The following is a 13,286-nucleotide window of genomic DNA, read 5'->3' as shown; positions in this document are numbered from 1 at the left end:
TTTTAGTAGGATTTTTTTGATAAAGGAGTGATTTCATTAGTGGGTGGATTCTGTACCAATTGCGGTAAAAAAATAAATAGGTCAGAACTATTTTGTACAGGTTGCGGGGAGAAACTTGCAGAAAATCAAACTCCCGTGATTAAGGCTGAGGAGGCACCATTCCATTCAGAGGCTGGGATTCCTTCTACACATAGAAACAATAAAAAGGGATTCAAATTTGTGATATTTTCTTTGTTAGGTATCGTTATAGTCTTCATTGCGGCATACTTCATGATGAATAATCTCAAGGCTCACAATCAAAAGGCAACTCAAGCTGATTCAATAAAAAAAGCGAATGAATCCAAATCTGCTTCTAACAATAAGGAAACTACGGCAATTAATCAGGAGGATATAGATCAATCAACGGATGAAGAAGGAGGTACCGAGATCAAACAAAAAGAAGTAGTCGGTACTAGTGAACAATCGATCATAAACTATTACAACGCTAAGTTAAATAACTTGCGAATCTTCACTTCTGGCAGAGAAATTTCGGTTGGAGAGTGGACTGTGAGCCGTCAAGATGAAGGTATCGTCCTATCGGCATCGGAGATTCCTTCCCGAGAGTTAGCCCGCATTTTTGGTCTTTATGATGATAGGAACTTGCTGCCTCTAAAAACATGGGCTAAAGAAGTATTTGACATTGCCCAAACGTTATCAAAGGAACTAGATGCGGAATGGCTCATTTCTGTAGGCAATAATTGCGTGGGTGAATATCCAGTAACCTTGCCACAATCGGACTTAATAAACTACTCAGGGTCATGTGGGTACTCTATACCGGTTCTAGGGGGCACCACTAAGGATAATCTAACGCTTGTCATGCATACGAGTGTTTTTGGTATGTCAAACAGTAACCCGCCAAGTGATTTCTCCAGTGAATATATCTTTCCTGAAAGTGATTATGTCAGATTAACCATGAGTGAACTTGAACTGCTTACCCCAAATGAACTTCGCTTAGCAAGAAATGAAATCTATGCCCGGCATGGTTATATTTTTGAGTCGGATGATCTGAGGATTTATTTTTCAAAAAAATCATGGTACATTCCTAATCCTAATTATGACGGCAGTTTGTTGAATTCCATTGAGAAATACAATGTGAAGTTGATACAAGATCGAGAAAAGGATGTCCAATAGACGTCTAAGAATAAGCTGAGAATAACCAATTTTGAGTAAGGATTGGTAATTCTCGGCTTATTCTGGTTATCGGGTAAGGGAAGGATGTTTTTGGAGCATTTATTCTTAAACGTTACATACATTTAAATGAGGGGTTAAATATATCCCAGCGACGGGACAATCACTAAGGTCCAACACTGGACTTCAATTTAGATCAAGGATCATAAAATAGAGTAATAGAAAGGGAGAAAAAATGGAGTTTCTACATGAAATAATCAGTAGCTATAGTACATTTTTTTCACTAGAAGCCCTAAAGAACGTATTTATGAACCCAACGAGTTGGGGCGTGATAGGGACACTAGTTATTTTAGAAGGTTTACTTTCTGCCGATAACGCCCTCGTTTTAGCTTTATTAGTAAAGAACTTACCTAAACACCAACGAAAAAAAGCGTTATTCTATGGGATTTTTGGTGCTTACCTTTTCCGAATTTTAGCGATTGGTTTAGGAGTTACGTTAATTAATATTGGCTGGATAAAAATTGTCGGTGGTCACTACTTACTTTGGATTGTGGTTCAAAACTTTATCAAGAATAATGACGGCGAGGATGAAGTTCAAAGTAATAAATTCGGCTTTTGGCGAACGGTTTTAACCGTAGAACTAATGGACATTGCTTTTAGTCTGGATAGTGTAATTGCAGCATTTGGGGTTTCAAACCAAGAGTGGGTCCTATTTATTGGCGGTGTGATTGGGATTTTAATGATGCGAGGGGTAGCTCAACTATTCTTAGTATTAATTGAAAAAGTTCCTGAAGTTGAAATCACGGCCTTTATCCTAATAGCCATTATTGCTATTAAAATGATTATCTCTGCATTTGGTTACCAATTAGATGAATTTGTCTTCTTTTCGATCTTAATTGCTGTGTTCTCGGGAACATTCCTTGTTCATTTTGTAAGGAAAAATTCTGGGAATGAAAAAACGCTGTAATAGATTCCGTATCAGTAACCATCCATTCATTAGGATGGTTATTTATTTTGAAGGCAGAATCTTTAAGTATATTTTTCGGTAAAATTTCTAACTACGAATATTTCGGAAATGAAAATAATTAACTAGTATGTTATTATAGACCATATTACCAACGGATAAATTTTCTAAATATATTTAAGCTTTGGGAGATGGAGTAGCATGCTAAACTGGAAACGAAATTTGTGGGTACTTTGGATCGGAGTCTTTTTTACAGCAGCAAGCTTTTCCATGGTCATTCCCTTTTTGCCCATTTTCCTGTTGCAAATAGGCGTACATGATCATACGGAATTGTGGGCAGGATTGTTATTTAGTGCAGCCTTCTTTTCAGGGGCAATCGCCTCACCGTTTTGGGGCAGGATGGCTGATAAATATGGACGGAAACCGATGATTATTCGGGCCGGGTTTGTCCTCTTTGCCATCTATACGTTAATGGCCTTTGTCACTAATCCTTATCAGATATTAGTTCTGCGAATCTTGCAGGGATTATTAAGTGGATTCATTCCTGGTGCTATCGCTTTGATTGGTACTAATACACCTGGTAACAAGGTGGGCTATGCACTTTCCCTTATTTCGTCAGCATCCGCCTCAGGTAGTATCCTTGGTCCCTTATTAGGTGGAGGGATTTCACATTTGGTGGGAAATCGGTGGGCATTTGCCAGTGCAGGGATGATCGTTTTCCTTGCTACTCTTCTTATCATTTTTTGGGTAGTGGAGGAAAACTTCACACCTAGTAAGGTTCGTGGTTCAGTTAGAAATGATTTAAAATTGGCTATGACGAACCGTCCATTCTTCCTCGTTCTTATCCTCACAGTGGTTACTAGCTGTTCCATCATGACCGTTGAGCCTGTACTCCCTTTATATATCGTAAAATTGGGAGGGTCTTCCGAAAATGCCTCTTTATTAGCGGGAGTGGTGTTCTCACTGCCTGGAATTGCCAGTGCGCTATTTGCTCCTTTTTGGGGGAAGTGGGCAGACAAAGTTGGCTTTCAACGTGTCTTATTTATTGGGTTACTGGGAGGTGGGGTAGGAACTATCGCTCAAGTATTATTCAGTCAAATTTGGGGATTTTCGTTGATTCGCTTTGTATTTGGAATATTTTTCTGTGCCGTTTTCCCAGCGCTCAATGGTCTTGTTGTCAAATCAACACCCGAGGATTTCCGTGGCCGGGCATTTAGTTTGAACCAAACAGCCAACCAAATCGGCGGGATGATTGGTCCGATTATTGGTGGTTTCTTGGGTGGGATCTTCCCTGTACACAGTGTCTTTATCGTTACTGGTATGTTATTACTCATCGCTTGCGGAATGGCTCATTGGAATGGGAAAAATTTAAACAGTCGTGCGCTTAAACGAAAAGCTTTAACCTAAATAGACTTAATGTAAAAAACCTCTTATCTTATTTTTCGGATGGGAGGTTTTTTGTGGTAAATTAGAAGAATAGTAGGAGGGGTTTGATTGTCTAGTCAACTTATAAAAAATAATGATAGTTTACGTTCGGATTGTTTGAATTGTTTTGGATTGTGTTGTGTGGCTTTGCCTTATGCGAAGTCAGCTGACTTTGCAATGGACAAAGACGGTGGTACTCCTTGTCCAAATTTGCAATCCGATTTTCGTTGTGGGATACATAAGAATCTTCTAAACGAAGGATTTAGAGGCTGTGTTGGATATGAGTGTTTTGGCGCAGGTCAAAAGGTTTCGCAAGTTACCTATAAGGGCAGCGATTGGCGCGACAATCCTTCTTTAGCTAAAGAAATGTTTGAGGTATTTCCGATTATGCAGCAACTTCATGAGATGCTTTGTTACTTGTATGAAGCCCTTAGCTTGGATGAGGGGCAGCCTATTATTAATGAATTGAAGTCAACTATAGAAGAAACGGAAAAGATTACTACTCTAAGTCCTCAAACTATTTTAGAGTTAAATGTTCCTGCTCATAGAGTGATAGTTAATGAGTTACTTCTCCATACAAGCGAGCTTGTACGCGCAAAGATTTCGACCAAGAAACATATAAAAAAGCGAGACTTCATAGGTGCGAATTTAAAAGGGGCTGACCTTAGAGGAACTAATTTAAGAGGGGCATTGCTAATTGCAGCGGATCTTAGGAAAGCAGACATGCGAGTGGCAGATCTAATTGGTGCAGACCTGAGAGATGCTGATTTACGAGGAGCTAATCTGACAGATAGTTTATTTCTGACGCAAGCGCAAATTAATTCAGCAAAAGGCGATCGTACTACTAAATTACCAGCTACATTAAGAAGACCCGATCATTGGATAGAAGATTTAGATTGACTTAAATGGATGAGGATTGACGACCGAAATTATGAAAAAATAGAGAGGACGGTCGTCTATACGTGATATAGGCTACCACCACTATGGAATAATTAAAGGATCGGTCGTCAATAGGGGGTATAGACGCCCGACACTATCAAAAAAGAGAAGATTCGGTTGACAATAGCGGCTCTTGATGACCGAATCTATCGAAAAATTGAAGAGACAGTTGACAATAGCTGCCCTAAACCCAAGTCAACTTTACATACAATGCATTTCACTTTCCACTTCATCCCAAGGTACGGAATAACCCTGTCCTTTGGAGCAAAAAATGGAGGACGAAGTATAATCTGGATCAGCATCCTTATTGTAATTGATTCTTTCCATAACTGCTTTCGGATTATGGCAGGGGTAATAACCGCCAACAACAAGATTTAGTGTTCCTTTTCCTTGCGTAATCGAAGCAAACTCAGGGCCATAATTCATAAAGGTAGCAACTGGAACTTTCCCAGTTAAAATGGCTTTGTTACCTTCTATCATTGGAGTGTTAAAACTGCCATGTGCATTTTGAATGTCTGTTAACACTTTTCCCATATGTTCTAAATCCATTTTTATTTTATAATCATAGAAAGGTTCTAACAGGATGTTCGTTGCTTTTTCAAGACCTTGCCGCAGTGCACGAAAAGCAGCTTCCCTAAAATCTCCTCCAGACGTATGTTTGACATGGGCTCGTCCATTTACCAAGGTGATCCTCAGGTCGGTAATAGGGGACCCAGTTAGTAATCCATGATGCTCTTTTTCAAACAGGTGATTTTTAATAACGTTCTGTGTCCCAACAGGTAAATCATCGGTATGACAGACACTTTCGAAAGAAATCCCAGTGTTTCTCCCACTCGGCTCTAATTTAAGATGGACTTCGGCATAATGACCGAGCGGCTCAAAATGACCATAACCGATAACCGTTGCATCAATTGTTTCCTTATATAAGATTTCCGGATCTGCAAATGAGACATCAAAAGAGAACCGTTCCTTAATTACATGTTTTAGAACTTCAAGTTGAATGACCCCCATGACATGAATGTGGATCACCTGGGTGCGTTCCTCCCAGGTGACATTTAAAGCAGGGTCTTCGGCATTTAACATTTTAAAACACCTCAACACTTCTTTCACATTCATTGTTGGTTCGAATATAACCTTTGACTTTAACGCAGAGATCATCTCGTATTCTGCTCTTTCTTCTAATGACCCCAAACCATCTCCAGCTGAAACTTCCGACAACCCTATTACGGCAAAAATATCTCCTGCCGATACTTGGTCGACCGTTTTAAATTTACTTCCATTATAAAGTCTAATTTGAGTGATTTTTTCGTGGAGTAGCTTCTCATCCACACTGTAACTTAATTCATCTCTGACTTTTAATGTTCCACGCAGTGCCTTAATAAACGTAATTCGTGTTCCTTTTTCATCATAGCGAATTTTGTATACACGACCGGCGAAAAGTTCCTCACTAGGATAATTTGTAGATGTTAAAAGATCTAGTTTTTCAAGAAAGCTGTCAACGCCAATATCTTGTAAAGCGGATCCACTAACACATGGGAAAAGCTGATTTACTTTTACTAGTTTCCTCATCGTTTCTAACCAAAGTAAGGGTTGATATCCAGATTCCATGTATATTTCAAATAGGGATTCATCCCGTTCAGCAATAAATTCAATCAGTTCATCATCCATTTGACCATCCATTAATTTTTCAGTGATATCAACAACATCTGTGGTAAAGTTACTGCGAATTTCATCTAAAACACTAGCCGAATCTGCACCAACTCGATCAACTTTGTTGATAAAGAATAATGTGGGGACATGATGTTTTTGCAGGAGATTCCAAACGGTTTCTGTATGTCCTTCGATTCCTTCAACCGCACTAATAATCACAATCGCGTAATCCATCACTTGAATTGCCCGTTCCATTTCAGGGGAAAAGTCGACATGTCCAGGTGTATCTATCATAAAATAAGTGGAATCGTTGTATGAAAACACCGCCTGATCAGCAAATACTGTAATTCCTCGTTGTTTTTCTATGTCATGCGTATCAAGAAAGGTATCCTGATGATCGACACGGCCTCTTTGTCTAATCGTTTTCGTATGATAGAGCAGCTGCTCGGCCAATGTTGTTTTTCCAGCATCGACATGAGCAAACATGCCAATCGTTTTTTTCATGGTGCCACCTCAAATGTTCTTTAAATCATAATTATTATACCAAATAGATGTCCCATGTTACTTGAAAATTGCTAGTATAAAAACAGAAAAAACACGGTTAAAGCTAACCGTGTTTTCTTACGAGATAATTATTAACAATCATGGTGTTTATTAAGGTGTAATGGAGGTGGGATTAACCAGCCTTTTTCTTTATTTAAACGAAGGACCTTTCCACCAAGTGCTACCTTTTGAGCATGAAATTGCGCATACATCATCGCAACATCTTCTCTAATGGATTTCCCAATTAACTGGCTGCATGCAACTAAGCCAGCAGCCAGATCTGCACCAAGAGTTGCCGCAATGGCCGGATCGGGAATTCTTGCTCCAACTGGAATTTCTTCTAGGCATGCTTCAGGAGGCTCAGGAGCAGCTGGCGGTAAGCCAACGCCATTTTCTTTTAACAGTTCTTCCACTTGTTTCTTTTGTTGTTGGCAGGTTTCAATTGCTTCAACTAATAATTTCTTTAAATCATCATCACCGGCATGGTTTAACAAAGTTTGATATCCGGCAATCATGCTGTTTCCCACTAATTCTGAAGTCCAAATATCAAAAACTTCACCGTAATGCAATGGCTCTTCTTTCGGATTTCCACTTAGTATACCCATTGTTGCCCTCCTCAGTGTATAAGTAAGTCTATTCATACAAAGTGCCACCTTTCCTTAAGCACAGCACCTCTATATATTGTCCAGCGAATCCATATTTCATGTAATTACTCTCAAAGATGTCACACGTTCATTGAAAGGATTCGAATTATTTTTGGGACATGTTTTTAGCTTTTTTTCATAAAATGTACAAGTTAACACATTGGTGAGAGCGGAGTGGTTTTCTTGAGTATGAGTATTTTGGCAGGTTACATAATCTTGGGATTTACATTAGCGGCACCCATTGGACCGGTAAATTCTGCTCGGTTGGATAAGGGGATTAAGAATGGTTTCTGGCATGCTTGGGTGGTAGGAGTGGGCTCGATGATTGCTGATGGTATTTTTATGCTGTTAGTCTATCTAGGGATGGTTCAATTTCTTGGTATTCCCATTGTACAAATTTTTCTTTGGTTATTTGGTGGATTTATTCTTATTTATTCAGGAGTAGAAAGTATTAAAAATGCAAATACGATAACCCTTAATTATAGCAGGCAAAAAGAGTCGTTATTTAAGTGCTTCCTAACCGGATTCATTATGTCAATTACAAGCCCTTTGTCTATACTTTTTTGGTTAGGGATTTATGGGTCCGTCTTAGCAAAAACAGCCCAAACGAATGGTACAGAATCACTTTTAATTTATAGTAGTATGATTTTCCTCGGCCTCACTTTTTGGGATCTTTTTGTCGCTGGATTAACTACAGGGTTTCGCAAGCTTTTAAATGTAAAAAGTTTAATTGCTATTTCAATTATTTCTGGTTTATCACTAGTTGGCTTTGGTTTATATTTTAGTTATCAGGGAGTAGATGCATTATTGAGGTAACTTTCTAAAAAAATTTTATCTGATTTATTTGGGAGAAATTTCTATTGCGTGTATAAGGACAGTGATGTTAATATATGAAAGTTCCCTTTTGGAAGCAGTCGTAACTTTTAAAAGTTTATTGACATTGAAAAGGAGAATGTGATATATTATATTTTGTCACTTTTTAAGAAATGACTTTTCGTTATTAAAAATTTCGTTTAGAATTGGAAATAATTTTAAATTGAAATATCAATAGAAAAGCCGTACGATAGTCTTCTCACTTCTTTTAAAAGTGAATTTGTTCTTTGAAAACTAAACAAACAAAATCGTGCATACAAACAATATTAATCGTGTTTCTTCTATTAATATAAAGAACATGAGCCAACGTAACTTTTATGAGCTAATCAACTTTCTTGGAGAGTTTGATCCTGGCTCAGGACGAACGCTGGCGGCGTGCCTAATACATGCAAGTCGAGCGAGACTCTTCGGAGTCTAGCGGCGGACGGGTGAGTAACACGTGGGCAACCTGCCTGTAAGACTGGGATAACACCGGGAAACCGGTGCTAATACCGGATAATCCTTTTCCTCTCATGAGGAAAAGCTGAAAGTCGGTTTCGGCTGACACTTACAGATGGGCCCGCGGCGCATTAGCTAGTTGGTGAGGTAACGGCTCACCAAGGCGACGATGCGTAGCCGACCTGAGAGGGTGATCGGCCACACTGGGACTGAGACACGGCCCAGACTCCTACGGGAGGCAGCAGTAGGGAATCTTCCACAATGGACGAAAGTCTGATGGAGCAACGCCGCGTGAGCGATGAAGGCCTTCGGGTCGTAAAGCTCTGTTGTTAGGGAAGAACAAGTACCGGAGTAACTGCCGGTACCTTGACGGTACCTAACCAGAAAGCCACGGCTAACTACGTGCCAGCAGCCGCGGTAATACGTAGGTGGCAAGCGTTGTCCGGAATTATTGGGCGTAAAGCGCGCGCAGGCGGTCCTTTAAGTCTGATGTGAAAGCCCACGGCTCAACCGTGGAGGGTCATTGGAAACTGGGGGACTTGAGTGCAGAAGAGGAAAGCGGAATTCCACGTGTAGCGGTGAAATGCGTAGAGATGTGGAGGAACACCAGTGGCGAAGGCGGCTTTCTGGTCTGTAACTGACGCTGAGGCGCGAAAGCGTGGGGAGCAAACAGGATTAGATACCCTGGTAGTCCACGCCGTAAACGATGAGTGCTAAGTGTTAGAGGGTTTCCGCCCTTTAGTGCTGCAGCTAACGCATTAAGCACTCCGCCTGGGGAGTACGGCCGCAAGGCTGAAACTCAAAGGAATTGACGGGGGCCCGCACAAGCGGTGGAGCATGTGGTTTAATTCGAAGCAACGCGAAGAACCTTACCAGGTCTTGACATCCTCTGACACTCCTAGAGATAGGATTTTCCCCTTCGGGGGACAGAGTGACAGGTGGTGCATGGTTGTCGTCAGCTCGTGTCGTGAGATGTTGGGTTAAGTCCCGCAACGAGCGCAACCCTTGATCTTAGTTGCCAGCATTTAGTTGGGCACTCTAAGGTGACTGCCGGTGACAAACCGGAGGAAGGTGGGGATGACGTCAAATCATCATGCCCCTTATGACCTGGGCTACACACGTGCTACAATGGATGGTACAAAGGGCTGCAAGACCGCGAGGTTTAGCCAATCCCATAAAACCATTCTCAGTTCGGATTGCAGGCTGCAACTCGCCTGCATGAAGCCGGAATCGCTAGTAATCGCGGATCAGCATGCCGCGGTGAATACGTTCCCGGGCCTTGTACACACCGCCCGTCACACCACGAGAGTTTGTAACACCCGAAGTCGGTGGGGTAACCGTAAGGAGCCAGCCGCCTAAGGTGGGACAGATGATTGGGGTGAAGTCGTAACAAGGTAGCCGTATCGGAAGGTGCGGCTGGATCACCTCCTTTCTAAGGATAATAGGAAAAGCGGAGGCGACTGTTCAACTTCGACAGACGTTGGAGAGCTGGCACTGCAAATCCCGGTTTTGGATTTGTAGGGACGGATCGAAACGGCCGAGAAGTTAGGAGCCGAAGCTAGACAAGCTGGACGTATGAGCCAGACAAAACAGTTTGTGCATCGATCTTTGTTTGTTTAGTTTTGAGAGTGCAATTCTCTCAAACCATTCGTTCTTTGAAAACTAGATAATCGTAATGAAGAAGCAAAGTAAACATCGAGTAATCGCCATTTTAGTTTTTCTCTCTTATGTAAGTAAGAGTTATAAACCTTTTAGGTTAAGTTAGAAAGGGCGCACGGTGAATGCCTTGGCACTAGGAGCCGATGAAGGACGGGACTAACACCGATATGCTTCGGGGAGCTGTAAGTAAGCTTTGATCCGGAGATTTCCGAATGGGGGAACCCACTGTTCGTAATGGAACAGTATCTTTACCTGAATACATAGGGTATAGAAGGCATACCCGGGGAACTGAAACATCTAAGTACCCGGAGGAAGAGAAAGCAAACGCGATTCCCTGAGTAGCGGCGAGCGAAACGGGACATAGCCCAAACCAAGAGGCTTGCCTCTTGGGGTTGTAGGACACTCAACATGGAGTTACAAAGGAACGGGGTAGATGAAGCGACCTGGAAAGGTCCGTCAGAGAAGGTAAAAACCCTGTAGTCGAAACTTCGTTCCCTCCTGAGTGGATCCTGAGTACGGCCGGACACGTGAAATCCGGTCGGAAGCAGGGAGGACCATCTCCCAAGGCTAAATACTCCCTAGTGACCGATAGTGAACCAGTACCGTGAGGGAAAGGTGAAAAGCACCCCGGAAGGGGAGTGAAATAGTTCCTGAAACCGTGTGCCTACAAGTAGTCAGAGCCCGTTCATGGGTGATGGCGTGCCTTTTGTAGAATGAACCGGCGAGTTACGATCCCATGCAAGGTTAAGTTGAAGAGACGGAGCCGCAGCGAAAGCGAGTCTGAATAGGGCGTATGAGTATGTGGTCGTAGACCCGAAACCAGGTGATCTACCCATGTCCAGGGTGAAGTCCAGGTAACACTGGATGGAGGCCCGAACCCACGCACGTTGAAAAGTGCGGGGATGAGGTGTGGGTAGCGGAGAAATTCCAATCGAACTTGGAGATAGCTGGTTCTCTCCGAAATAGCTTTAGGGCTAGCCTCACGTAGTAAGAGTCTTGGAGGTAGAGCACTGTTTGGACTAGGGGCCCTCATCGGGTTACCGAATTCAGACAAACTCCGAATGCCAAAGACTTATCCGTGGGAGTCAGACTGCGAGTGATAAGATCCGTAGTCAAAAGGGAAACAGCCCAGACCACCAGCTAAGGTCCCAAAGTATACGTTAAGTGGAAAAGGATGTGGAGTTGCTTAGACAACCAGGATGTTGGCTTAGAAGCAGCCACCATTTAAAGAGTGCGTAATAGCTCACTGGTCGAGTGACTCTGCGCCGAAAATGTACCGGGGCTAAACGTATCACCGAAGCTGTGGATTGACATCTTTGATGTCAGTGGTAGGAGAGCGTTCTAAGGGCGTTGAAGCTAGACCGTAAGGACTGGTGGAGCGCTTAGAAGTGAGAATGCCGGTATGAGTAGCGAAAGATGAGTGAGAATCTCATCCACCGAATGCCTAAGGTTTCCTGAGGAAGGCTCGTCCGCTCAGGGTTAGTCGGGACCTAAGCCGAGGCCGAAAGGCGTAGGCGATGGATAACAGGTTGATATTCCTGTACCACCTCTTTATCGTTTGAGCAATGGGGGGACGCAGGAGGATAGGGTAAGCGCGCTGTTGGATATGCGCGTCTAAGCAGTTAGGCTGAGAGGTAGGCAAATCCGCCTCTCGCGAAGGCTGAGCTGTGATAGCGAGGGAAATTTAGTACCGAAGTTCCTGATTCCACACTGCCAAGAAAAGCCTCTAGCGAGATAAAAGGTGCCCGTACCGCAAACCGACACAGGTAGGCGAGGAGAGAATCCTAAGGTGAGCGAGAGAACTCTCGTTAAGGAACTCGGCAAAATGACCCCGTAACTTCGGGAGAAGGGGTGCTTTTTGAGGTGAATAGCCTCGAAGAGCCGCAGTGAATAGGCCCAGGCGACTGTTTAGCAAAAACACAGGTCTCTGCGAAGCCGCAAGGCGAAGTATAGGGGCTGACGCCTGCCCGGTGCTGGAAGGTTAAGAGGAGGGGTTAGCGCAAGCGAAGCTCTGAATCGAAGCCCCAGTAAACGGCGGCCGTAACTATAACGGTCCTAAGGTAGCGAAATTCCTTGTCGGGTAAGTTCCGACCCGCACGAAAGGCGTAACGATCTGGGCACTGTCTCAACGAGAGACTCGGTGAAATTATAGTACCTGTGAAGATGCAGGTTACCCGCGACAGGACGGAAAGACCCCGTGGAGCTTTACTGTAGCCTGATATTGAATTTTGGTACAGCTTGTACAGGATAGGTAGGAGCCTGAGAAGCCGGAGCGCTAGCTTCGGTGGAGGCGTCGGTGGGATACTACCCTGGCTGTATTGAAATTCTAACCCGCACCCCTGATCGGGGTGGGAGACAGTGTCAGGTGGGCAGTTTGACTGGGGCGGTCGCCTCCTAAAAAGTAACGGAGGCGCCCAAAGGTTCCCTCAGAATGGTTGGAAATCATTCGCAGAGTGTAAAGGCACAAGGGAGCTTGACTGCGAGACCTACAAGTCGAGCAGGGACGAAAGTCGGGCTTAGTGATCCGGTGGTTCCGCATGGAAGGGCCATCGCTCAACGGATAAAAGCTACCCCGGGGATAACAGGCTTATCTCCCCCAAGAGTCCACATCGACGGGGAGGTTTGGCACCTCGATGTCGGCTCATCGCATCCTGGGGCTGTAGTCGGTCCCAAGGGTTGGGCTGTTCGCCCATTAAAGCGGTACGCGAGCTGGGTTCAGAACGTCGTGAGACAGTTCGGTCCCTATCCGTCGTGGGCGCAGGAAATTTGAGAGGAGCTGTCCTTAGTACGAGAGGACCGGGATGGACGCACCGCTGGTGTACCAGTTGTTCTGCCAAGAGCATCGCTGGGTAGCTATGTGCGGACGGGATAAGTGCTGAAAGCATCTAAGCATGAAGCCCCCCTCAAGATGAGATTTCCCATAGCGCAAGCTAGTAAGAACCCTGAAAGATGATCAGGTTGATAGGTCAGAGGTGGAAGCGTGG

The 13,286-nt window shown here is 43.6% G+C and carries 7 protein-coding genes and 2 rRNA genes (1 of these 9 cut by a window edge); 7 read left to right on the top strand and 2 right to left on the bottom strand.

From position 1 onward, the window contains the following. Positions 1–39: 39 nt before the first annotated feature. From QNH17_RS16600 to QNH17_RS16585, 4 genes are all read left to right on the top strand, one after another. Positions 40–1,170: a YARHG domain-containing protein gene (locus QNH17_RS16600; RefSeq protein ID WP_283873621.1), complete on the top strand. Its 1,131-nt coding sequence runs from the start codon at positions 40–42 to the stop codon at positions 1,168–1,170. Between the two features lie 232 nt (positions 1,171–1,402). Next, complete coding sequence (locus QNH17_RS16595) at positions 1,403–2,134, top strand: TerC family protein (RefSeq protein ID WP_283873619.1); 732 nt, start codon at positions 1,403–1,405, stop codon at positions 2,132–2,134. 198 nt (positions 2,135–2,332) lie between these two features. Beyond that, the gene (locus QNH17_RS16590; RefSeq protein ID WP_283873617.1) at positions 2,333–3,538 is read left to right on the top strand and encodes an MFS transporter; all 1,206 of its coding nucleotides are present in this window, start codon (positions 2,333–2,335) and stop codon (positions 3,536–3,538) included. 87 nt (positions 3,539–3,625) lie between these two features. Continuing rightward, entirely contained in the window at positions 3,626–4,456 is an 831-nt protein-coding gene (locus tag QNH17_RS16585) for a pentapeptide repeat-containing protein (RefSeq protein WP_283873615.1), read from the top strand. Positions 4,457–4,696: 240 nt separating this feature from the next. Here QNH17_RS16585 and QNH17_RS16580 read toward each other — a convergent pair whose 3' ends face one another. Further along, complete coding sequence (locus QNH17_RS16580; protein ID WP_283873614.1) at positions 4,697–6,649, bottom strand: elongation factor G; 1,953 nt, start codon at positions 6,647–6,649, stop codon at positions 4,697–4,699. Positions 6,650–6,780: 131 nt separating this feature from the next. Continuing rightward, complete coding sequence (locus QNH17_RS16575) at positions 6,781–7,293, bottom strand: DUF3231 family protein (protein WP_283873612.1); 513 nt, start codon at positions 7,291–7,293, stop codon at positions 6,781–6,783. 222 nt (positions 7,294–7,515) lie between these two features. Here QNH17_RS16575 and QNH17_RS16570 point away from each other — a divergent pair, with 222 nt between their 5' ends. From QNH17_RS16570 to QNH17_RS16560, 3 genes are all read left to right on the top strand, one after another. Beyond that, a complete protein-coding gene (locus QNH17_RS16570; RefSeq protein ID WP_283873611.1) occupies positions 7,516–8,148 on the top strand; it encodes a LysE family transporter in 633 nt (210 codons plus the stop codon). Between the two features lie 389 nt (positions 8,149–8,537). Then, positions 8,538–10,075, top strand: a 16S ribosomal RNA gene (locus QNH17_RS16565). A 322-nt stretch (positions 10,076–10,397) separates the two neighbouring features. Further along, positions 10,398–13,286, top strand: a 23S ribosomal RNA gene (locus QNH17_RS16560); it runs 46 nt beyond the window's last position. The 16S and 23S rRNA genes sit together here, the layout of an rRNA operon.

The organism is Neobacillus sp. SuZ13 (assembly GCF_030123365.1).
Lineage (GTDB): Bacteria > Bacillota > Bacilli > Bacillales > Cytobacillaceae > Neobacillus.
Note: the sequence above shows the minus strand (reverse complement) of the source record. Positions and strands in the feature narration are given on the sequence as shown.

Coding starts and splice junctions, on each gene's coding strand:
- QNH17_RS16590 (WP_283873617.1), top strand. CDS start 2,333: ATGCTAAACTGGAAACGAAATTTGTGGGTACTTTGGATCGGAGTCTTT.
- QNH17_RS16575 (WP_283873612.1), bottom strand. CDS start 7,293: ATGGGTATACTAAGTGGAAATCCGAAAGAAGAGCCATTGCATTACGGT.
- QNH17_RS16595 (WP_283873619.1), top strand. CDS start 1,403: ATGGAGTTTCTACATGAAATAATCAGTAGCTATAGTACATTTTTTTCA.
- QNH17_RS16580 (WP_283873614.1), bottom strand. CDS start 6,649: ATGAAAAAAACGATTGGCATGTTTGCTCATGTCGATGCTGGAAAAACA.